Here is a 20,176-nt window from a genome sequence, read left to right as displayed (position 1 = left end):
GCCGCACTCCTTGATGGTTGTTGCCTGCTTGAACCTGTTGTCAGCTAGCAATTTTGGGGCAGTGCGCCGGATTTCAAGGGGTGTCGTCAACCTGTAGGAGCTTGCTTGCAAGCGATATTACCGTGGGAGCGAGCCTTGCTCGCGATATCGCTTGCAAAGCAAGCTCCTACAGGTTCAGGTTTCGGGGTCAATCCATGATGAAGTGCGCGCGTGCCGTCGCAATGGGCTTACGCCGGGACTGCTGCCACGCGGTCACGATCACGTTCGCCACCCGGTTGCCCTGGCGGGTCAGGTGGCACTCGCAGAAGGTATCCCGGTCCAGCCCGGCACGCAGATAGTCGAGGGAAAAGTCCACGATCCGTGGCAGCCTGGGGGTCTCCTGGGACATCATGAGCGAGATCATGGCGGACATCTCAAGGAAGCCACCAATCACGCCACCATGGATGGCAGGCAGGATGGGATTGCCGAGGTTGTCATCGCTGCGGGGCAGGTGGAAAACCACCTCCTCCCCGAAGGTCTCGCATTCCATGCCCAGGGTTCGGGCGTAGGGCACGGCCTGGATCAGGGCCTGGTAATCCCCGGCCTCCAGGGCACTGCGCATCTCACCGGACAGGCTCATTCGTCATACCCTCCCGTGATCAGGTCACGGTAGGCCTTGGGCGTGGCTTCCGGGCCGATCCGCATGAAGGTTCCCACACAGTGGGCAATGGTCTGCTCCGGATCCTCCTGGAAGGTCTCACAGCGGGTAAAGACGATATTACTGGTTACCCGGTAGGCCCGTGCCCGTGCGTACACCGGATGCCCCGGCTCAGCCGCCCGCATGTAGTCCACCCGCAGATCGAGTGTAGGGCAGAGCTCGAACTCCGGCAGCGCGCAGATCACCACCGTACCGGAGGCGGTATCCATGAGCGTGGTGATCGCCCCGCCGTGGATCACCCCGGTCTCCGGGTTGCCTACAATGGCATCGGAATAAGGCAGTTCAACGACCAGCTCATTCTCCGTGGCGGATACAGCCCGGATACCCAGATGCTGGCAGTGACGCAGGGTCCCGATGAAGCGCGAGACCCGTGCGAGCAGGGTTTCATCATTCATGGCGGCTTTGCAATCTGCGTGGAATCCGGCGCACTATAACGGAAACTGACTCCCTTTCACAGACGAGGTACCCTGACCCATGCGGCGCCTGAAACACCTTCATGCCCTTCCGGCCCTGATCCTCACAACCCTTCTCGTGGGCGGCTGTGGTGTCAATCCCGTCACCGGTGAGCGTGAGCTGCGCCTGGTCTCTGAGTCCGATGAGCTCCAGATCGGCAGGGAGCAGTACCAGCCCACCATCCAGACCCAGGGCGGGCGCTACTACCGGGGCGAGAAACTCAACAACTACGTGTCCGAGGTGGGCCAGTCCCTGGCGGACGTCAGCGACCGCCCCGACCTCCCCTACGAGTTCACCGTGATCAACAGCGGCGTACCCAACGCCTGGGCCCTGCCCGGAGGCAAGATCGCGATCAACCGGGGCCTGCTCACGGAGCTTGAGAACGAAGCCCAGCTGGCAGCCGTCATGGGGCACGAGATCGTACACGCGGCAGCCCGCCACAGTGCGCAGCGCATGCAGCGCGGCACCCTCATCAACCTGGGGGTGGCCGGTATAGGCCTGGGTCTGGCGCTGAACGGCAATGAATACGCCGGGCTGATCATGGGCGGCGCCGCCCTTGGCTCGCAGCTGATCATGGCGCAGTACAGCCGCAGCCACGAGCTGGAATCCGACCGCTACGGCATGCAGTACATGGCCGAGGCCGGCTACAACCCGGAAGCCGCCGTCCAGCTCCAGGAGGTCTTCGTGCGTCTGTCGAAGAACGAGCAGAGCAACTTCGTAACCGGGCTTTTCCGTTCCCACCCACCGTCCCAGGAGCGCGTCGAGGCCAACCGCCGGATTGCTGATGAACTGGGGCGCGAAGGCACCTTCGGGGAAGAACGCTATCAGCGCATGATGGCCGGACTACGCGAGGATGCGGATGCCTACGAAGCCTACGACCGGGCCCGTAAGGCCGCCGGCGAAGGGGAGTCCGAGAAGGCTCTGGCTCTGCTGGAGCAGGCCATAAAGCAGGTTCCAGACGAGGCCGCGTTCCGGGAACTGCGCGCCGACATCCGGATGCAGCAGGGTCAGACCGAGTCCGCACTGGCGGACTACAACCGGGCGGTGGAGCTCTACCCGGAGATGTTCAGTTACCGCATCGGACGGGGTCTGGCCCATGAGGAGCTGGACAACTTTGACGCCGCGGAGAAGGACTTCAAGGCCTCGCTGGAGGTCGTGCCCACCAGCATCGCCTACCTTGGGCTCGGCGATGCGATTTCCGGCCAGGGGCGTACCAGCGAGGCCCGCCAGTACTACCAGAAGGCCGCCCAGGGCGAAGGCAGGATTGGCGATATTGCCCGCCAGAGGCTGGAGTCACTGAGCGGCGGCTAGCGCTGCGCGCACCTTTTCGGCCGCGGTTCCCGGGGCCTGCTGCATAAAGCAGTGCCCCCCGGGCAGTGTCTCGGCACTCACGTTCCGGTTGAGTGTGACCCATTGTGCAACGGAGTCGCGCACGAAGTCGTAGGTACTCTCGCCATGGATCACATGGCTGGGGGTGCGCAAGCGCTTCATGGCCCGCCACAGTCCACGTGGATAGCCGGCAAAAATCGCCGCCTCCACCTCTGGCGGACACCGCAGCACCACCTGGCCGTCCTGCTCGATCAGCGCATGGTCCACGTAGGCCCGGAGCGCTTCCGGAGTCCAGCCCCGGAACATGCCTCGCCCTTCCAGGCTTTCCAGCGCGGTGGCACGATCCGGCCACTCACGCCGGCGCTGCCGTGTCTTCTTCGAGAAGCCATTGTTCTGCCAGAGTCCAAGCCAGGTACCAATGCGCATCACCCACAGCATCCGCCTGGAGAAGATAATCGGGTCCAGAAGGACGGCGCGGTCGAAGAGGGCCGGATCCCGCTCCATCATCAACAGGCTCATGATGCCGCCGAAGCTGTGGCCCATGGCGTAATGGGGCTGCCCTTCCCAGAGATGGGCGAATGCCTGCCAGGTTTCCTCACACAGCTCGGAGGTCCGGTTCCAGCCCAGAAATTCACCGTTCTCTTCACTGGCGCCATGGCCCTGGACGTCGCTCAGGAACAGGTCATAGTCCTCGGCAAGGCGCTCCAGGAGGGGCAGATAGACCAGGCTGTTGTAGCCGTTGCCATGGATGAAGTGCACCACCGGTCGGCCACTGGGTTGTGAGTGCCAGCCTGTGACGAGATGGCCCGCGGACGTGCGGCGCTCCCAGTACTGCAATCCGGGAATGGGTGCGGGTGCCGTTTGTGCCAATGCCATGTCCTCCCGTTCTGGATAACCTGCCACCCTGTCATCGGTTCCGGCGCTGTGGTACAAAAGGCGTCGGACAATTCAGGTGGGCCTGCGCACGGTGGCGTAGCCTATCACGTTCAACGCGAAACCGCTTTCTACGCAGGGAATCGACCATCATGATCCGAGAACGTCTGAGACCCTTGGCCTCCCAGGCCAAGCGTACCTATGTCCAGCTGATGCTGGATGTTGTTGGCCGCTCGCTGGAAGCGATCAGCCAGGTGGACGATGAAGTCCGTGGCGAAGTGGCCGTCCTTCCGGATGGCTTCCTCTTCTCGATGCAGGTCATGCCGAAGGGCCCGGCTTTGTTCATCCGCAAGCAGCGCGACGGCAGCCTCCAGTATCTGGGCGGCAGCGTGGCCCAGAGGCCCGACCTGAGCATCCAGTTCAAGCACCTGCATCACGCTTTTCTGGTCCTGTCGTTCCAGGAGAAAACCGCCCAGTCCTTCGCCAATGACCGCATGCTGGTGGATGGCGACCTGGGCTACGCGGTGCGCATGACGCGTGTACTCAACCGCCTCGAGACCTTCATCCTGCCGCGGCTGGTTGCCTCCCGCGCGGTCAAGGAATACCCGGATAATCTGGGCCTGCCTGAGAAAGTCTTCAGCGCGGCCCGCATCTATCTGAAAGTGGCAATGAATTTTGTGGACACGGTGAGGTCATCATGAGCTATTACGAATTCTTCTGCCCGGTCAAGGTCATCGCCGGCCAGGCAGCACTCGAACACCTGCCCTACGAGTTCAGCTCCCGCGCTGTGGAGCGGCCCATGGTGGTCACCGACAAGGGAGTGCGTAACGCAGGCCTTCTGGACAAGGTCCTGGCTGCCTGCGAGGAAGGCGGCATGGACATCACCGTAGTCTATGACGACGTGCCCGCTGACTCCTCCAAGCAGACGGTCACTGCGATCGCGAAGGAATACCGCAAACAGAAGTGCGACGGGATTCTCGCCATCGGCGGCGGCTCGCCAATCGACACGGCCAAGGCGGTGAACATCCTGGTCTCCGAAGGCGGTGATGACATTGCCCAGTACGCCGGTTCCGGCGTGCTCAAGCGCCCGCTCAAGCCATTCTTCGTGATCCCGACCACGGCCGGCACGGGTTCCGAGGTCACCAACGTGGCCGTGATCGCGGATACCGAGAAAGAGGTCAAGCTGCCCTTTGCCTCCGGCTTCATGCTTCCGGACGCGGCGGTGCTCGATCCGCGCATGACGCTCACCCTGCCCCCGCAGATCACGGCGGCCACGGGTATGGATGCCATGACCCACTCGGTGGAGGCCTTCACCTGTCTCGCCAAGAACCCGCTGAGTGACGCCTACGCGGCGGCAGCCATCAGGAAGATCAGCAACAACCTGCTCAAGGTCATGGAAAAGCCGGACGACGCCGAGCGCCGCCTGGAGCTGGCCCAGGCCTCCACCATGGCGGGGATTGCCTTCTCGAACTCCATGGTTGGTCTGGTCCATGCCCTTGGCCACTCACTGGGCGCGGCCTGCCACCTGCCCCACGGGCTGTGCATGAGCCTGTTCCTGCCCTACGTGCTGGAATACAACCTGGAAGAGATCCGTGAGCCGCTGAGCGAGCTGCTGCTGCACCTGGCCGGCCCCGAGATCTACGCCATGACGCCCAAGAGCCAGCGTGCCGAGGAGTCCATTGCGACCATCCGCAAGCTGCGTGACGACCTCCATCGCCACTGTGGGCTGCCGCGCACCCTCCAGGAAGCCGGCAAGGTCGAGAAGAGCCAGCTGGACCGGATTGCGCAGATGACCATCGACGACGGCTCCATCATGTTCAATCCGAAGGAAGCCTCGCTCGAGGATGCCCGTGCGGTGCTGGAAAAGGCCTGGGCCTAAAGCGCCCCGGCCAGTTCCTCAAGCCCCTGGTCACGGCTCACGTCAGCCGCATTCAGGGGCAGCTGGATCAGGGTCATGCCGGGAAAGGCCTGACGTGTCGCCGCGATGTGATCCGCTTCGGACTCGCGGCGCCGGCGGGCAAAATCGCCGTCCGCGCTTTCAGGCAGGACCCGGTTGAGGATGAGCGTATCCACCCGGACATTCACCTCTTCCAGGGTCGCCACCATGCGACGGGTTTCCTCCCGTGACAGGCGATCCGGATTAAGGACCGGAATGAAGCGGGTCCGATTCGGATCCCTCAGGCGATCCCGCATCGCCATGTAGCGATCCCGGCGCTCCGCCAGAATCCGCGCGGCCCGATCTTCGGGGCTTCCCTCCGACCCCTGCAGCGCACTGCTGGTATCCACCGCCTCCCGGCGTTTTTCCAGCAGCGCCTCCGTCCAGGTGCGCATGACCTCCGGCAACTGCAACAGTTGAAGCGTATGGCCCGTGGGCGCGGTATCGAACACGATCCGGTCGTACCGGCTCTCATTCCCAAGGGTCAGGCGCACCAGTTCATCCAGCAGGGCCGCCTCCTCGGCCCCCGGGGCCCCGGCCGCAAGCGAGGCCTGGCGTTCCGCCGCCTCGCGCACCTCCGGGCTGGCCAGGTCGCGCAGGTTCTCACGCACCTGGCTGATGTAATTCTCAAGGGCCTTAGCAGGATCCAGCTCCAGCGCTTCCACGCCTTCGGCTACCCGCTTGGGCGATGGTCCCAGGGAGACCAACCATAGATCCCCCAGGGAGTGGGCCGGATCCGTGGAAATGACCAGCACCCTTTCCCCTTCACGCCCCCTGGCAAGGGCATAAGCGGAAGCACAGGTGGTCTTGCCCACGCCCCCCTTGCCACCGAAGAACACCAGCCGCGCGCCCTCGCCGGTATCCACCGGTGCGGCTTTACGGCCGAAGAGGCGCCCTAGCAGCAACGGAAGCCCTCCAGCGGGGAATGCTCCATCCCCATGCGCTGGTGCCATTCATGGAAGTCCTCCAGCATGAAGGGCACCAGTTCAAGGGTGTAGAAGGCCGCGGGATTGGGCACGCCCAGTGACTCGGACAGCACCATGAGCCGGAACAGATCGTCCCTGCGGCGCTGGGCACGGCGTTCAATCCGGCGATACGGCGCCTGGTACATCTCGTCGTAGAACGCGAACAGGCGCCGCAGCCCTTCCCTAATCATTGTCCGTATCCAGCAGTTCGGAGGGATCGCGCTTCTGGCGCACCGCGTTGAGCCCTTCCAGAATCAGCCAGATGTTGAGCACGAAGATCAAACCACCGATCACCACCAGCAGCATGTTGCCCTCCCGCAGGTAGGTGCCGATATTGATGATCATGCTCCAGATGGTCATCACGCCCACAAACAGGAACGGCACCAGGCTGTAGATGATGGGACGCTTCAGGTGCCAGAGGATGAGCGTCAGGACCAGCAGCGACAGTCCGGCTGTGAGCTGGTTGGTGGTGCCGAACAGCGGCCAGAGCACCATACCCCCGGCCCCTGGATTCGAGGGATCGGCGAAGAACGCCAACGCAGCACAGCTCAGGAAAACCAGAACGGTCGCAAAGTTGATGTTGCCCAGGGCTGGCATCCGGTACTGGCGACCGATTTCACCCAGGATGAACCGCTGCAGGCGCATGCTGGTATCCAGGGTGGTCGCAGCGAATGCCACCACCATCATGGACATGAAGGTGGTCGCCACTTCCACGGGAATACCAAGCTGGTTCACATGGTTACCGGCCCCTTCCACGAAAGCCGCAATCCCCTGGCTGCTGGCCTCGGCCCATGAACCGTAATGCTCGTTCCAGTCCCCAACGGTGGCAAAGCCGGCAGCCGTTGCCAGGATGGCCGCAACCGCCAGCAGCCCCTCGCCTGTGGACCCCAGGTAGCCCACGAACCGGGCATCCGTCTCGTGCGCCAGCTGTTTGGAGGAGGTACCGGAACTGACCAGACCGTGGAACCCGGAAATCGCACCACAGGCGATGGTCACGAACAGCAGCGGCAGCAGCGGTGGCGCATCATCGGGAACGGCCGTGTTGTACATCGGCGCAACAATCTCGGGCTGCCCGATGAACACCCCCAGATAGACCAGCGCGAGGCAGATGAACAGCAGATGCGAGTTGATGAAGTCCCTGGGCTGAAGCAGCAGCCAGACCGGCAGGCGCGAGGCAATAGCGCCGTAACCCAGCATGATCAGCACCCACCAGGCGGTGCTGGAATAGCCCCCCATCTGCTCGGGCAGCCCCAGCGGTGCGAGTGTGCCGGCGTAGACCAGGAACAGCAGCAGGATGAGCCCAGCCAGCGACGGCATCAGGATGTGCCAGTTGCGACGATAGACCAGGACACCGATGGTGATGGCGATCGGAATCTGCAGCCAGTACGGCAGCACACTCTCCGGGAAGGTGGAGAACAGCGTGCCGATGGCCACGGCAAAGACCGCATTCACCATCAACAGCAGGAAGAAGATGATCAGAAGGAACAGCATCAGCGCACGCGGGCTGATGACATTGCGGGCAATCACACCCACCGACTGGCCCCGGTTGCGGACGGATGCCCAGAGCGTACCGAAGTCATGGATGCCGGCCATGAACACCGTGCCGATCAACACCCACGCGAGGGCCGGCCCCCAGCCCCAGATCATCGCAATGGCGGGCCCGATGATGGGCGCGGCACCCGCCACGGACGTGAAGTGATGGCCCCAGAGGATGAACTTGTTGGTCGGGACGAAATCCACACTGTCTTCATAGCGACGCGCCGGAGTCCGGTAGTCCGGGCTCAGCTGAAAAAGCCGTTCAGCAAGAAAACGGGAATAATAGCGGTAACCCAGGAAAAAGACGGCGAACGCCATCAATGCCATCAGCCAGCTTGTCACGGAATCCTCCTGCGGTGCCCAGTGAGTGGCGTTACAAGACGGTCTGAAACCTTAACCGCTGAGGCGGCGGGTGTACAGGCCGCCTCTTGAAACCACCGTTTCCGCCCCACATCTAAAGGAATAGAAGGTCATGATGAATCTACCGGAGGAGGTGATGCTATGGACCTGAAAAAGATCTCCCCGTGGAACTGGTTCCGCAAGGAACAGGAGCAGGCCCGTGAACAACAGAACATGAACGCTGTACCGGCCACCCGGGAAGGCGGGTCACAGCCCGTAAGCAGTGATCCGGTCACAAGCCTGCACGACCGGATGGACCGGCTCTTTGATGATTTCTACCGCCAGTTCGGCCTTTCCCAGTGGCCAGCGCTGGGTGGCGGCATCACGGAGGATTTCTTCCGGCCGTCGGTGGACATCAAGGAGAGCGACAGACACTACACACTGCACGTGGATATGCCCGGTGTTGAAAAGGATGACGTGAAAGTCGAGTTGGAGGGTGACGCCCTCGTCATCCGGGGTGAGAAACAACAGGAACGGGACGACAGCGACGACAACTACCATTTCGTCGAGCGCCGCTACGGCGCCTTCCAGCGGATCCTGGATCTCCCCGCGGACGCCAGAGCCGATGACCTCCGGGCGAAGTTCCGCAACGGTGTACTGACCATCACCATTGGCCGTGATCCGGAACAGGCCGGAAGTTCGCGGCGGATCGAAGTGGAGTAACGCGGGCACAGGATCCGCAACGACAAAGGGGCTCCCGTGGGAGCCCCTTTTTTACGATCCTGGAGCAGGTGCTCAGCCGTGAACTTCGGCCAGCGCCTCCTCGATCATGCCCAGACCTTCCTCGAGAACCTCGTTCTCAATGGTCACCGGCATCAGGAACCGCAGCGTGTTGCCATACATGCCACAGCTCAACAGGATCAGGCCCTTCTCCTTGACCTTGCCCACGATGGCAGCCGCCATCTCGGCATCAGGCTCGTGGCTGTCGCGGCTCTTCACCAGTTCGAAAGCTGCCATGGCGCCGACACGGCGCACGTTGTCCACGTGCGGGAAACGGCGGTGCCAGTCGTTGAAGCGCTCCTCGAGGCGCGCGCCCAGGGCACGGCTCTTGCCAAGGATGTCCTCTTCCTCAAACACATCAATAGCCGCGTTGGCCGCCGCGCACGCCAGGGGGTTACCGGTGTAGGTGCCCCCCAGGGAGTTGCCGCCGGAGCTGTCCATGATGTGGTCGGTTCCCACCACGGCGGAGATCGGCATGCCGTCGGCCATGCTCTTGGCCATGGTCATCATGTCCGGCTCAACACCACTGTGCTCGATGGCGAACATCTTGCCGGTACGGCCGAAACCGGACTGGACCTCGTCCACGATCATGCGGATACCGTGCTCATCACAGATGGAGCGGATCTTCTGCAGGAACTCCGGCGACGCGGCGTAGAAACCGCCCTCGCCCAGAACCGGCTCAATAACGATGGCAGCAGTGTGCTGGGGCGCGGAGTCCGCCTTGAAGGTGGCCTCGAGGCCGCGTAGGGCTTCTTCCTCGCTCACACCGTGATAGGGCACTGGATAGGGCGCCCGGAAGACACCACCCGGCATGGGGCCGAAATCGGTCTGGTAGGGGTGGACCTTGCCGTTCATCGCCATGGTCATGAAGGTCCGACCGTGATAGCCGCCGGTAAAGCAGATGACGTTGCTGCGCCCAGTACTGGAGCGCGCGATCTTGACGGCGTTTTCCAGGGCTTCGGCTCCGGAGTTGGCCAGAAAGACCTTGCCATGGCCGCGCACCGGCACGATGTTGCTCAGCTTCTCGGCCAGCTGCACGTAGGGAGCGTAGGGCATGACGGTCTGGCAGGTATGCATCAGCTTGTCGAGCTGGCCCTTGACCGCTTCAACCACCCGGGGATGGCGATGCCCCAGGTTGAGGACGCCGATGCCCCCGGCAAAGTCAATCATGCGCTTGCCGTCCGCGTCCCAGAGCACGGCGTTTTCCGCGTGATCGGCGAACTGCTTGTTGGGGCTGGCACCGCCAGCGGCAACGTATTTCTCCTTCAGAGCCTGAAGCTGCTCGTTGTTCATCGAATCTCTCCCTCCGGGAATTTGGGGATAGGAACCCTGATAGTATGCAGGCTCGCCCGCCGTTTTTCCACGGGCTCAGTCTTCCAGTCGGCGTAACAGCAGCATGGGCGAGACGTTAAGCACCGGTGACAGCTGCCAGCGCCCCATCAGGGCCAGGACCAGAGCGCTGACCGCCGGAAGCACCAGCCAGAGCTCCGCGTGCAGCCGGAAGCTGCCCTCGAACAGCCGGTACTGCAGCGCCCACACTGCCAGCTCCGCTGCCAGCACCCCGAGAAACCCTGCGATCAACCCCATGAGTGCGAACTCCAGCATGCTGCTCCCCACCAGCAACCCCCGCCGCGCGCCCAGAGTCCGCAGAAGGGCGCCCTCGCGCTGGCGTGCGCCCAGGGTGGCACTGACCACGGCCGCCATCACCAGCAGCGCTGACACCAGGATCATGCTCAACAGGGCCTCCATGGCCCGTGTCACCTGGGCGATGATGCTCCGGATGCGCTCGATGAAGTGGTCCACCTCCAGGATCGACACTGCCGGAAACTGCCGACCCAGCTCATTGAGCAGATCCTTGCGCCCCTCCTCCAGGTGGAAGCTGGTCAGCCAGGTGGCAGAGAGGTTATCCAGCTTGCCCGGCGCGAACACCATGAAGAAGTTCGGCCGCATGCTCTCCCACTGCACACTGCGCACACTGCGTACCGGCGCCGTGACCTGCTGTCCCCCGATCCGGAACGTCAGCTCATCGCCCATCGACAGCCCCATTTCCTCGAACAGCTCAGCCTCAACCGAGACGCCCTCGCCACCGGTGTCATCCCACCACTGCCCCCGCTGCAGACGGTTGTCCGAAGGCAGCTCTGCCATCCAGGTCAGGTTCAGGTCCCGGTTCAGAGCGCCGATCTCGTCGTGTTTGGAGACGGCCTGGCGCACCGGCTCGCCATTGATCCGCACCAGCCGGCCCCGGACCATGGGGTACAGGGCCTCAAAGCTCATGCCATGCGCTTCGAGGAAGTCGCCCACGGCCTCCACTTTTTCCGGCGCGATATTGATCAGGAAATGGTTGGGCGCATCTTCCGGAAGCTGGCGGTGCCAGTCCTCCAGCAACGCGGAGCGGGTCAGGAAGAGTGTCGCCGCCAGCATCAGAACCATGGCAAAGACCGACATCTGGGCCAGCCCGGAGCGCCGGTGGCGGTACAGCGCCACCAGTGCCAGACGCCAGGCGCGATTGCCGCCCCGGATGCGCCCGAGAATGCTGACGATGCCTGCGGAAAGCAGTGTCAGCACCGCCAGCAACGCAGCCAGCCCCCCCAGCAGCGCCAGCACCAGCCAGACTTCACCGCTGTAGAACCACAGCAGACCGAATATGGCGACCACCGCAACCGTCAGGTCCAGTACTACCCAGCGTCCCTGTTCCCCCGGTGCCGCCCGCAGCACCTGCATGGCGGTAACGCCACGAAGGCGCCGGATGGGCGGCCAGGCAAAGGCGAACAGGGCCACGAAGGCGGTGACCAGCGCCGGCAGCAGTGCCGTCGGGCTCACCTGCCAGGCCACCGGCTCCTCGAGAAAGCGGTTGGCGATATGGGCCAGAACCGCGAACAGCGGCAACGCGAGCAACAGGCCGAGGCCTGTACCGACCACACCCCAGAGCCCCAGACGCAAAAGGTAGAGCCGGCCGATGGTACGTCCGTCCAGCCCCAGGGTCTTGAGCAATGCGACCGTGTCGCGCTGGCCCAGAGCATACTGGCGGCTGGCAACGGCCACCGCGACCGCCGCCAGAAGCACTGCCAGACTCCCGCCCAGCAGCAGGAAACGCTCCGCCCGGTCCAGCGCATCCGAGACACCAGCCTGGCCATCCTCTACACTGCGCCAGCGCTGCCCTTCCCTGAGCCGGGGTTGCAGCCATTCATGGAAACCGCTGAGCTGCGACTCCGTACCGGCGTAAAGGTCCCGATAGGTCACGCGGCTGCCCGGCTGCACCACCCCGGCCGCCTCAACATCCGCGTGATGCATCATCACCCTCGGCGCCAGTGCTGCCAGGTCAAAACCCGCATCCGGGGAGCGCACCAGAACACCGGTAATACGCAGGCGCACGTCGCCGACGCCGACGCGGTCTCCGGGGGCCACATCCAGAAGCCGGAGAAGGCGCGAGTTCACCCATATCCCACCTTCCTGCGGGCCATGACCCACCATACGGCGCGGTTCGCCGGGCGCGTCCTGGATCTCAACCTCACCGCGCAGGGGGTAGTCGCCATCCACCGCCCGCACGCGTACCAGTTCCATGCCCTCCCCACCCTGGAGCATGGTGGCAAACGCGATCTGGCGGGCGGTGGCCAGCCCCCTGTTCTCCGCCTCGCTCCGGAAAGCCTCCGGCAGTGGATGGGAGGACGCCAGCTGACGGTCCGCGGCCAGGAAGCTGGTGGCCGAGGTCATGATGGTGCGCTGCAGATGGTCAGCAAACAGTCCAATGGTTGCCACAATTCCCACGGCCACCATGAGCGAGGCCAGCATCACCCGCACATCCCGCTGGCGCCAGTCCCGCCGCGAGAGCCACCCGAGCCGGTGAAGACCGCTCATAAGGAAGGCTCCGTGGCTGCGTCGAGCAGCCTGCCACCGTCCATTCGGATGCGCCTGTTGCAGCGCCCGGCCAGCTCCTCGTCGTGGGTCACCAGCACCAGGGTGGTGCCCTGCTCAGCGTTGAGCGCCATCAGCAGGTCTGCAATCTGCTGCCCCGTGGTCGTGTCCAGATTACCCGTGGGCTCATCGGCAAACAGCACCGCCGGGTTGGCGGCAAAGGCCCGCGCAATCGCCACGCGCTGCTGTTCACCCCCTGAAAGCTGACGGGGGGTGTGGCCCAGGCGCTCGCCCAGCCCCACACGCTCCAGCAGTTCCTTTGCCCTGCCCGAGGCATCACGTACATCACCGAGTTCCAGCGGCAGCAGAACGTTTTCCAGGGCACTCAGGGTGGGCAGCAGCTGGAATGACTGGAACACGAAGCCCACCCGGTTGGCGCGATGCCGGGCCCGACTGTCCTCATCCATGGCACTGATGCGCTCACCGGCAAGATCCACGGTTCCTGAAGAGGGCAGGTCCAGCCCCGCCAGGAGGCCCAGCAGCGTGGTCTTGCCCGAACCGGAGCGGCCCAGGATGGCCACCGACTCCCCTGCGGCGACGCTGAGGTTGATGTCACTGAGAAGGGTCAGCGTCTCCGCCCCCACTTCCACCTGGTGACTCAGGTCCTGTGCCCTTATGATTGCGTCAGTTGCCTCACTCACCCATGGTCTCCGGTTGGTCTATGACAGCTGTGAATCCTAATCGCCACACTTGGCGCGGTATACCCTCACTTGATACGCGCGAAAGCCTGCCCGGTTCATTCCTGCGGGCCATGACGCTGGTTCTTATGGCTGCCCTCCTGCCCGTGCTGGCCCAGGCGAACACCCTGGTGGTCTACGGCGACAGCCTGAGCGCGGCCTACGGCATGGCTGAAGAGGACGGCTGGGTCAGCCTGCTGGAGGAGCGCATGACGCAGGAGGCGCCGGAATGGGACGTGGTCAATGCCAGCATCAGCGGCGAAACCACTGACGGCGGGCTGCGGCGGATCGACCGGATGCTGGAGTCCCAGTCCCCGGAGCTGGTCATCCTGGAACTCGGCGGCAATGACGGGCTGCGTGGCAAGGACCCGGCTACCATCCACGCCAATCTCACCAGCATGGTTGAACGCATCCGCGCCGACGGTGCGAGGGTTCTGCTGGTGGGCATCGAGATCCCGCCCAACTACGGGCGCGCCTATACGGACGCGTTCCGCCAGCAGTATCAAACTCTGGCAGAGGAAAAGGATCTGGCCTTCATCCCCTTCCTGCTTGAGGCAATCCACAACCGGGACGGCATGATGCAGGACGACGGCATCCACCCCACGGCCCAGGCTCAGCCGCTGATACGGGATCGCGTGTGGCAGGCGCTGCAGCCGCTGCTGGCGGAAACGGACTAGTCCAGGGACTCAAGGAACCGCATCGCCCGCCACTCGGACCAGTACTGCCCGTTGCGCTCATCCCCCACGAACCCCACATGGCCGCCGTATCGGGGCACTTCCAGCCTGATCCGGTGGTTGTCCATCACCTCTGCATGGGGATAGCTTCCGGGGGTCAGAAAGGGATCATCCGCCGCGTTGACGATCAGCGCCGGCACCCGGACACCACCCAGAAATCGGGTGCTGGAGCAGCGGTACCAGTAGTCCTCAGCATCCCGGAATCCGTGCAGGGGCGCGGTGTACTGATCGTCGTACTCTGCAAAGGTTTTCATGCGATCCAGTCCCTCCAGCGGGATGAGATCGGGATAGAGCTCGTGCTTCGCGCGGATCTTGACTCTCAGCTCATCCATGAAGCGGCTCATGTAGAAGCGGTTGCCGGGCTTCGCCAGTTCGCGGGCGCTGCCCGCCAGATCGCAGGGCACCGAGAAAACCGCGGCGCCCCGGATCCGGGGATCCAGTGACGCCCCACGCTCCCCCAGATAGACCAGGGTGACGTTGCCACCCATGCTGAAACCGCCCAGCGCGATGCTGTCATAGGCCGGCGACTCAGCCAGCGCCCGCTCGACCACCAGCGACAGGTCGTCGCTGGAACCGCTGTGATAGAAGCAGGGCTGGCGATTCATCTCACCACTGCAGGAACGGAAGTTCCAGGCCAGCACGTCCCAGCCGCAGGCAAGCGCCGCCTGCACCATACCCAGCATGTAGGGGCGGCGGCTGTAGCCCTCCAACCCATGGCTGAGTACCAGCAGCCGCCCGTTGCCGCGCTGGTACCAGTCGAGATCCAGGAAGTCATTGTCCGGCGTCTCCAGTCTTTCCGCGGCATCCGGCACAAAGTCGATCCGGCGGAAAAGCGTGGGCCAGACGGTCTGCAGATGGGGGTTACGGAGCCACACCGGGGGCTGGAACTGCTCGTTACTGCGGTTTTTCTGCGTCATGGGAGACGAGTGTATCGGCTTGCCCGCCCGCTCCGGAAGTGCTTTTGATCCGCTGAACTCTGTGATCCACGTCACCAGTTTACATAACGTTCGGCCATTGTCCGGGCGGAACAACAAAGATGCCTTCGCGAACAATGTCGTGACGCGACTTTTTGTGATTGGATCAGATTTTGACAAACGGTTAATCGACCAACAACAAAAGGAAATCGATATGACCTTCCGCAAACATACCGCACCGGTCCTCACGGGCACGGCCCTGGCCCTCACTCTGGGAGCACACAGTGCCAGTGCCGGCTTACTCGACAGCTTCTTCAGCTGGGGTAACGACGACCAGGGCTACACCGAAACCCAGCACCCGATCGTGCTGGTCCACGGGCTCTCCGGCTTCGATAACCTCTTCGGGATTGTTGACTATTTCAACGGCATCCCCGGAGCGCTTGCCGAGGATGGCGCCGAGGTCTACGTGCCACAGGTTTCGGCCGCCAACTCCACAGCAGTGCGTGGCGAACAGCTTCTGGCCCAGGTTCAGGAGATTGTCGCCACCACCGACGCCGAGAAGGTGAACCTGATTGGTCACAGTCATGGCGGACCAACAGTGCGTTACGTGGCGGGTGTAGCGCCGGACCTGGTGGCCTCAGCGACCAGCGTGAGCGGCGTCAACTGGGGTACGCCAGTGGCGGACGCGACGGCCAGTGGCGAGCTCGATGGCCTTGGCGACATTGTATTCAGCATCGTGGACGGTGCCTCCGGCGGCGGTCTGCCCCAGGATACCGGCGCCGCCATCCAGTCACTGAGCACTGAGGGCAGCGTTGCCTTCAACCAGGACTTCCCGGCCGGTGTTCCCTCGGAGTACTGCGGCAACGATGGTGCCGCGGAAGCAAACGGTATCCGCTACTACTCCTGGGGCGGGGACGCGGTGAAGACCAACCTTCTGGATGCCAGTGATCCTCTGCTGGCGGCGACCGGCACCCTCATTGACGAGCCCAACGACGGACTGGTTCCCGCCTGCAGTATGAAACTGGGCAGGGTCATCAGTGTCGGTTATGAGCTCAACCATCTGGACACGGTGAACCATCTGTTCGGCATCACCTCCCGCCATGCAGCGGATCCGGTCGAGCTCTACCGCCAACAGGCCAACCGTCTGCAACAGGCCGGACTCTGATCCTGCATCCCAGAGAGCATCCCGGCCCCCTGTGGGCCGGGAGCACAGGAGTACTCTGACATGGGCATCAGACAAGGAATCCTGGCGGGTGCCTTTGCCGGCATCGCCACACTCGGATTCAGTCTTTTCCTGCTGTCACCGGAAAGCCCCGAAGCTCCCTCCCCGGCAGGCTCGGTGACGACCCTCAAGCATGACACCCCGGCCACCGCCGGTAACCGCAACAGCCCCCCCAGGGAACCCCCGAAGCAGGCGCTGCCCCTGGATGACACCGTCAAGAACATTGCCATTGACGGGGCCATAAGGGTGGACATGAACGGCAACCTGGTCTTTGACCGGGACCTGCGCCGATTCATGGACTTTTTCATCGGCCTGACCCGGTCACAGGACGACGAAGCCGCCATGCGTGATCGCATGCGCCAGGCCATGGTTGAGAGGGAGGTGCCCGGGGCGATCCGCGAGGACGTTATGGAGGCGCTCGACCGCTACCTGGATTACCGGGAGGCCGCGGGCAACCTGGAAACCCGGATGGGCGAGGTGACCCCGGAGCAGACCCGGCACGTGCTGAACCAGCTGAAGCAGCTGCGCCGCAGTCACCTGGGCGAGGCCATGACCGAGGGTTTCTTCGGGCGAGAACAGCAGCGGATCGAAAATCAGCTGGCCCGCCAGCGGATCGAGAATAACCCGGACCTCAGCGCCGACGAAAAACGCAAGCGCCTGCGGGATCTCGAAGAGATGTTGCCGGAGCACGTCCAGCAGGTGCGGGAGCGCTCGCGGACCTACAATACCCTGCGTGAGAAGACGCGCCGGATGCGCGAGGATGGGGCCAGTGACGCCGAGATCCACGCCCTGCGCAGCCGCGAACTCGGAGCGGAGGCGGCTGACCAGCTGGCGGAACTGGATGAGGAGCGTGCCCGGTGGCAGCAACGGCTGGCGCGCTACCAGCGGGAAAAACAGCGTATCCGGAGCAATGACAGCCTGACCGAATCCGACCTGCGCCGGGCGCTGGAACGGCTGCGTTCAGAGCATTTCGATTCGGAAGCGGAACGCCGCCGTGCCCGGGCCCTGTCCCGGATTGACGCCTCACGCCAGGATGGGTAGTATTCGCCCTCTTCTGCAGCTCCCCGATAGCTCAGTTGGTAGAGCACCTGACTGTTAATCAGGTTGTCGCTGGTTCGAGCCCAGCTCGGGGAGCCAATTCCCGCCTTTCAGTCCCAGAGACTGTCCAGTTCAAAGTAGCGGCGCAATACCCGATAGAGCGAGTGCGCATCACGGCTTCCGGCCATCTCCCGGATGGAATGCATGGCAAGCTGGGGGACCCCCACATCAAGAGTACTGATCCCGATACCTGCGGCGGTCAGTGGACCGATGGTGCTGCCACACCCCATGTCAGAACGCACCACAAAGGTCTGGCAGGGCACCCCGAGTTCACCACTCAGGTGCCGGAAAAGGCCACTGGTGCGGGTACTGCTGGCGTAACGCTGATTGCGGTTGATCTTGATCACCGGCCCTTCATTCATCACCGGCCCATGAGCGTCATCGTAATACTCCGGGTAATTGGGATGGATGGCATGGGCGTTATCCACGGACATCATCATCGAACGGGCCAGTGCCCGGTGCCGATCCTCGCCCCCGACCCAGCGCTGCAGCACGGATTCCAGGAGGGGGCCCTGAGCACCCTCGGCAGTCATGCTGCCCACTTCCTCATGATCATTGAACACCGCCAGGGCCGGCTGGGTACCGTCCGAGGCCAACAACGCCTGCATGCCCAGCCAGCAGCTGAGCAGATTGTCCAGTCGGGCGGAGGTGATGAATTCCCCGGCCATGCCCACTCGGGCCGGGGCCTGGGTATCATAGAGACAGATCTCATGCTCCAGGATCCGGCGCAGGTTGATTCCCGGCTGATCGGCCCGTAACTGCTGCGCCAACAGCTGCTCAAAATCCGTATCCGGGTGCTCGGCGGTGAGCAGGGTAACCGGGGGCAGGTGCTGCTGGTTGTTGATGCTGCGACTGCTGTTGGCGTCCCGGTCCAGGTGGATCGCCAGCGAGGGAATCACCACCACGGGGCGGCGGAAGTCGACCAGGGTATCCCGTCTCCGCCCCTGATCGTCTTCATAGGTCACCCGTCCCGCCATGGATAGATCCCGGTCGAACCAGGGATTGAGCAGTGCGCCACCGTAGACCTCCACGCCCAGCTGAAGGCAGCCGTTCCGGCGGATCTCCGGGTTGGGTTTCACGCGCAGGCAGGGGCTGTCCGTGTGCGCGCCCATCATGCGCCAGCCTGCCTCCGCGGGCGATCGCCGGCCGGTGTGAAATGCCACCAGCGCCGACCCATTGCGCACCACGTAATAGCCCTGCCCCGGCGCCAGGGACCAGGGGTCGCCTTCGTCCAGGCGCTGGAATCCAGCGGCGTCGAGCATCCCGGCCATGTTGCTCACGGCGTGCCAGGGGGTTGGAGACTGCCCCAGGAACTCGAGCAGGCCCTCATTGAAAGTATTCAGTTCCATGCGGACTCCCGTCTGCGTCTCGCCTCAGAAAGTGTGCGGGTTTACCATTGGGCTCCCACAGCATAGCGCAGGATGACACCCCCATGCGGATTCCACAGTTTCTCAAATTCGAGTACGACGACAACGGGCCGCAGCTGTTCCCCACCGCCGTGGCCTGGTCACTGAGCGACGGCCGGATCAAGTACGTCATCATCCGCCCGGAGGATGATTGGCTGGCAGAGGACCTGGATGAGCGCCTGCTGGACGATGAGTTCTTCCGCGACCGGGGCGTGGCACCGGTGGATGTGCTGCGGGAAATGAACGAGGACCTGGGGGAAACCACGGTGTTCTCGGACGGCCTGGATCCGGACGATCAGCTGCTGGACTTCCTCTGCGAGGCCCTGGGCATCCAGGCCGGGTTCGAACTGGCCCCAATGACCGCCCTGCTCCATCATGAGAGCTTTGAAAGCCTCAATGACCGTTACCAGGACATCATCCTGCGCGAGACGCTGGATGCCAGCGTGGCGGAGAACGCGGTCTATGCCCAGCTGCTGCTCGCACGCGAGGAGGGCCTCACCGATCCGGACTCTTCCGGCTGAACGCGGACTTTGTGACCGGTTTCGACGACAGCGCGCTGCAGGTGGGTGACAATCCGCGGCAATTCAGCGCCACGGATAAGCCAGCCTATGCGCCGCATTCCCGTTCTCCTGACCTGCACCGCGCTCCTGGTGGTCACCAGCCTGCCGGCCATGGCCCAGCAGAGACCACAGCGCCCCCAGCAGCCGGAAGCTGAAAGCAAGGCCGGCGAGTACTATCTCGGCGTAACCGGCTCGCACTTCCGGCACAAGAACCTCAGTGACGGCAATGGCAAGGCCACCGTCACCACCTCGGGCATCGTGTTCGGCAAGTTCCTGAATGACCACATCAAGATTGAGGCAAGGGGCGGCGCAGCGCCCTCCCCCGAGGAAGAAACCGCTGATCTGGAACTGAACATCGACTACTACGCCAGCGCCTACATCGGCGTCTACTACCACTGGACCATGTTCTCACGCGCCTATGCGCAGTTCGGCATGAGCCACGTGGAGACCACGGCCACGCGCACCAGTGAGGATGACGACGGCAATGTGACCGTGACCGAGGAGCCCTACCTCGAAACCAGTATGAGCCGCAGCTGGCTGGTGGGCACGGATGTGGATTTCATCGGCAATTCCAGCCTGTTCGTGGAATACGGCCAACTGCATCAGGACACTACCACCAGCATCCGGATCCGCCAGTGGAACGTCGGCCTGAGGCTGGACTTCTGAGCGGCTTCTTCAGCGCCTGACGTACTCGTACGAGACCGCCCCGGGATCAATCCCCAGCACGTCCGGCGCCACCGCCAGC

The 20,176-nt window shown here is 63.6% G+C and carries 20 protein-coding genes and 1 tRNA gene; 10 read left to right on the top strand and 11 right to left on the bottom strand.

Annotated features, from left to right (window positions below; genetic code table 11):
* Positions 1–187 precede the first annotated feature (187 nt).
* Positions 188–619, bottom strand: coding sequence for a PaaI family thioesterase (locus tag QZ501_RS06540; RefSeq protein ID WP_151439048.1), 432 nt, complete (start codon positions 617–619; stop codon positions 188–190).
* The gene (locus tag QZ501_RS06535; RefSeq protein WP_151439047.1) at positions 616–1,092 is read right to left on the bottom strand and encodes a PaaI family thioesterase; all 477 of its coding nucleotides are present in this window, start codon (positions 1,090–1,092) and stop codon (positions 616–618) included. The genes QZ501_RS06540 and QZ501_RS06535 overlap by 4 nt, the downstream gene beginning before the upstream one ends.
* A 79-nt stretch (positions 1,093–1,171) precedes the next feature.
* Between QZ501_RS06535 and QZ501_RS06530 the strand changes: the two genes are divergently transcribed.
* Positions 1,172–2,461, top strand: a complete 1,290-nt coding sequence (locus QZ501_RS06530) for a M48 family metallopeptidase (RefSeq protein WP_151439046.1) — start codon at positions 1,172–1,174, stop codon at positions 2,459–2,461.
* Here the strand turns inward: QZ501_RS06530 and QZ501_RS06525 are convergent.
* Complete coding sequence (locus tag QZ501_RS06525; RefSeq protein ID WP_151439045.1) at positions 2,444–3,355, bottom strand: alpha/beta hydrolase; 912 nt, start codon at positions 3,353–3,355, stop codon at positions 2,444–2,446. The two genes, QZ501_RS06530 and QZ501_RS06525, sit on opposite strands and share 18 nt — an antisense overlap.
* A gap of 149 nt (positions 3,356–3,504) precedes the next feature.
* On the opposite strand from QZ501_RS06525, the gene QZ501_RS06520 reads away from it, so the two are divergent.
* On the top strand, positions 3,505–4,053 hold the full coding sequence (locus tag QZ501_RS06520; RefSeq protein WP_151439044.1) for a hypothetical protein: 549 nt from the start codon (positions 3,505–3,507) through the stop codon (positions 4,051–4,053).
* Positions 4,050–5,231 carry an iron-containing alcohol dehydrogenase gene (locus tag QZ501_RS06515; RefSeq protein ID WP_295718157.1) on the top strand — a complete coding sequence of 394 codons (1,182 nt, stop codon included), beginning with the start codon at positions 4,050–4,052 and terminating at the stop codon, positions 5,229–5,231. Before QZ501_RS06520 ends, QZ501_RS06515 begins: the two co-directional genes overlap by 4 nt.
* Here QZ501_RS06515 and QZ501_RS06510 read toward each other — a convergent pair.
* From QZ501_RS06510 to QZ501_RS06500, 3 genes are read right to left on the bottom strand one after another with little or no spacing between them, the layout of a single operon-like run.
* Entirely contained in the window at positions 5,228–6,193 is a 966-nt protein-coding gene (locus tag QZ501_RS06510; RefSeq protein ID WP_192497240.1) for an ArsA family ATPase, read from the bottom strand. The genes QZ501_RS06515 and QZ501_RS06510 overlap by 4 nt on opposite strands.
* Positions 6,184–6,444 (bottom strand): cory-CC-star protein, encoded by a 261-nt coding sequence (locus tag QZ501_RS06505; RefSeq protein ID WP_095617456.1) that lies wholly within the window; start codon positions 6,442–6,444, stop codon positions 6,184–6,186. Before QZ501_RS06505 ends, QZ501_RS06510 begins: the two co-directional genes overlap by 10 nt.
* Entirely contained in the window at positions 6,437–8,131 is a 1,695-nt protein-coding gene (locus QZ501_RS06500) for a carbon starvation protein A (RefSeq protein ID WP_363174681.1), read from the bottom strand. Before QZ501_RS06500 ends, QZ501_RS06505 begins: the two co-directional genes overlap by 8 nt.
* Before the next feature lie 159 nt (positions 8,132–8,290).
* On the opposite strand from QZ501_RS06500, the gene QZ501_RS06495 reads away from it, so the two are divergent.
* Positions 8,291–8,851: an Hsp20/alpha crystallin family protein gene (locus tag QZ501_RS06495; protein ID WP_160898069.1), complete on the top strand. Its 561-nt coding sequence runs from the start codon at positions 8,291–8,293 to the stop codon at positions 8,849–8,851.
* Positions 8,852–8,923: 72 nt separating this feature from the next.
* Here QZ501_RS06495 and gabT read toward each other — a convergent pair whose 3' ends face one another.
* The 3 genes from gabT to QZ501_RS06480 all read right to left on the bottom strand — a co-directional run bounded on the left by gabT (position 8,924) and on the right by QZ501_RS06480 (position 13,461).
* Positions 8,924–10,201 (bottom strand): 4-aminobutyrate--2-oxoglutarate transaminase, encoded by a 1,278-nt coding sequence (gabT, locus tag QZ501_RS06490; RefSeq protein ID WP_095617458.1) that lies wholly within the window; start codon positions 10,199–10,201, stop codon positions 8,924–8,926.
* A 75-nt stretch (positions 10,202–10,276) separates the two neighbouring features.
* On the bottom strand, positions 10,277–12,763 hold the full coding sequence (locus QZ501_RS06485) for an FtsX-like permease family protein (RefSeq protein WP_160898068.1): 2,487 nt from the start codon (positions 12,761–12,763) through the stop codon (positions 10,277–10,279).
* Positions 12,760–13,461, bottom strand: a complete 702-nt coding sequence (locus QZ501_RS06480) for an ATP-binding cassette domain-containing protein (RefSeq protein WP_225741633.1) — start codon at positions 13,459–13,461, stop codon at positions 12,760–12,762. The genes QZ501_RS06485 and QZ501_RS06480 overlap by 4 nt, the downstream gene beginning before the upstream one ends.
* 110 nt (positions 13,462–13,571) lie before the next feature.
* Here QZ501_RS06480 and QZ501_RS06475 point away from each other — a divergent pair, with 110 nt between their 5' ends.
* Positions 13,572–14,174, top strand: coding sequence for an arylesterase (locus tag QZ501_RS06475; RefSeq protein WP_295718151.1), 603 nt, complete (start codon positions 13,572–13,574; stop codon positions 14,172–14,174).
* Here QZ501_RS06475 and QZ501_RS06470 read toward each other — a convergent pair.
* Positions 14,171–15,148, bottom strand: coding sequence for an alpha/beta fold hydrolase (locus tag QZ501_RS06470; RefSeq protein WP_151439037.1), 978 nt, complete (start codon positions 15,146–15,148; stop codon positions 14,171–14,173). The two genes, QZ501_RS06475 and QZ501_RS06470, sit on opposite strands and share 4 nt — an antisense overlap.
* 211 nt (positions 15,149–15,359) lie before the next feature.
* Here QZ501_RS06470 and QZ501_RS06465 point away from each other — a divergent pair, with 211 nt between their 5' ends.
* The 3 genes from QZ501_RS06465 to QZ501_RS06455 all read left to right on the top strand — a co-directional run bounded on the left by QZ501_RS06465 (position 15,360) and on the right by QZ501_RS06455 (position 17,504).
* Entirely contained in the window at positions 15,360–16,310 is a 951-nt protein-coding gene (locus QZ501_RS06465) for a triacylglycerol lipase (RefSeq protein WP_151439036.1), read from the top strand.
* A gap of 60 nt (positions 16,311–16,370) precedes the next feature.
* A complete protein-coding gene (locus QZ501_RS06460; RefSeq protein WP_295718146.1) occupies positions 16,371–17,408 on the top strand; it encodes a lipase secretion chaperone in 1,038 nt (345 codons plus the stop codon).
* A gap of 20 nt (positions 17,409–17,428) precedes the next feature.
* Positions 17,429–17,504, top strand: a tRNA-Asn gene (locus QZ501_RS06455).
* 11 nt (positions 17,505–17,515) lie between these two features.
* Here QZ501_RS06455 and QZ501_RS06450 read toward each other — a convergent pair.
* Positions 17,516–18,814, bottom strand: a complete 1,299-nt coding sequence (locus tag QZ501_RS06450; RefSeq protein ID WP_160898065.1) for a M18 family aminopeptidase — start codon at positions 18,812–18,814, stop codon at positions 17,516–17,518.
* Between the two features lie 83 nt (positions 18,815–18,897).
* Here QZ501_RS06450 and QZ501_RS06445 point away from each other — a divergent pair, with 83 nt between their 5' ends.
* A complete protein-coding gene (locus QZ501_RS06445; protein ID WP_095617465.1) occupies positions 18,898–19,392 on the top strand; it encodes a hypothetical protein in 495 nt (164 codons plus the stop codon).
* Between the two features lie 87 nt (positions 19,393–19,479).
* Positions 19,480–20,097, top strand: coding sequence for an outer membrane beta-barrel protein (locus tag QZ501_RS06440; protein WP_295718142.1), 618 nt, complete (start codon positions 19,480–19,482; stop codon positions 20,095–20,097).
* Positions 20,098–20,176 lie beyond the last annotated feature (79 nt).

Origin of the sequence: uncultured Halovibrio sp., from assembly GCF_913056445.1 — a bacterium.
GTDB classification, from domain to species: Bacteria; Pseudomonadota; Gammaproteobacteria; order Pseudomonadales; family Oleiphilaceae; genus Halospina; species Halospina utahensis_B.
This window is presented reverse-complemented; position numbering and strand designations above follow the sequence as displayed.

Bases quoted from the DNA above. Each gene is read 5' to 3' on its own strand.
- QZ501_RS06540 (WP_151439048.1), bottom strand. From the start codon at position 619: ATGAGCCTGTCCGGTGAGATGCGCAGTGCCCTGGAGGCCGGGGATTAC.
- QZ501_RS06535 (WP_151439047.1), bottom strand. From the start codon at position 1,092: ATGAATGATGAAACCCTGCTCGCACGGGTCTCGCGCTTCATCGGGACC.
- QZ501_RS06530 (WP_151439046.1), top strand. From the start codon at position 1,172: ATGCGGCGCCTGAAACACCTTCATGCCCTTCCGGCCCTGATCCTCACA.
- QZ501_RS06525 (WP_151439045.1), bottom strand. From the start codon at position 3,355: ATGGCATTGGCACAAACGGCACCCGCACCCATTCCCGGATTGCAGTAC.
- QZ501_RS06520 (WP_151439044.1), top strand. From the start codon at position 3,505: ATGATCCGAGAACGTCTGAGACCCTTGGCCTCCCAGGCCAAGCGTACC.
- QZ501_RS06515 (WP_295718157.1), top strand. From the start codon at position 4,050: ATGAGCTATTACGAATTCTTCTGCCCGGTCAAGGTCATCGCCGGCCAG.
- QZ501_RS06505 (WP_095617456.1), bottom strand. From the start codon at position 6,444: ATGATTAGGGAAGGGCTGCGGCGCCTGTTCGCGTTCTACGACGAGATG.
- QZ501_RS06495 (WP_160898069.1), top strand. From the start codon at position 8,291: ATGGACCTGAAAAAGATCTCCCCGTGGAACTGGTTCCGCAAGGAACAG.
- gabT (WP_095617458.1), bottom strand. From the start codon at position 10,201: ATGAACAACGAGCAGCTTCAGGCTCTGAAGGAGAAATACGTTGCCGCT.
- QZ501_RS06485 (WP_160898068.1), bottom strand. From the start codon at position 12,763: ATGAGCGGTCTTCACCGGCTCGGGTGGCTCTCGCGGCGGGACTGGCGC.
- QZ501_RS06475 (WP_295718151.1), top strand. From the start codon at position 13,572: ATGACGCTGGTTCTTATGGCTGCCCTCCTGCCCGTGCTGGCCCAGGCG.
- QZ501_RS06470 (WP_151439037.1), bottom strand. From the start codon at position 15,148: ATGACGCAGAAAAACCGCAGTAACGAGCAGTTCCAGCCCCCGGTGTGG.
- QZ501_RS06465 (WP_151439036.1), top strand. From the start codon at position 15,360: ATGACCTTCCGCAAACATACCGCACCGGTCCTCACGGGCACGGCCCTG.
- QZ501_RS06460 (WP_295718146.1), top strand. From the start codon at position 16,371: ATGGGCATCAGACAAGGAATCCTGGCGGGTGCCTTTGCCGGCATCGCC.
- QZ501_RS06450 (WP_160898065.1), bottom strand. From the start codon at position 18,814: ATGGAACTGAATACTTTCAATGAGGGCCTGCTCGAGTTCCTGGGGCAG.
- QZ501_RS06445 (WP_095617465.1), top strand. From the start codon at position 18,898: ATGCGGATTCCACAGTTTCTCAAATTCGAGTACGACGACAACGGGCCG.
- QZ501_RS06440 (WP_295718142.1), top strand. From the start codon at position 19,480: ATGCGCCGCATTCCCGTTCTCCTGACCTGCACCGCGCTCCTGGTGGTC.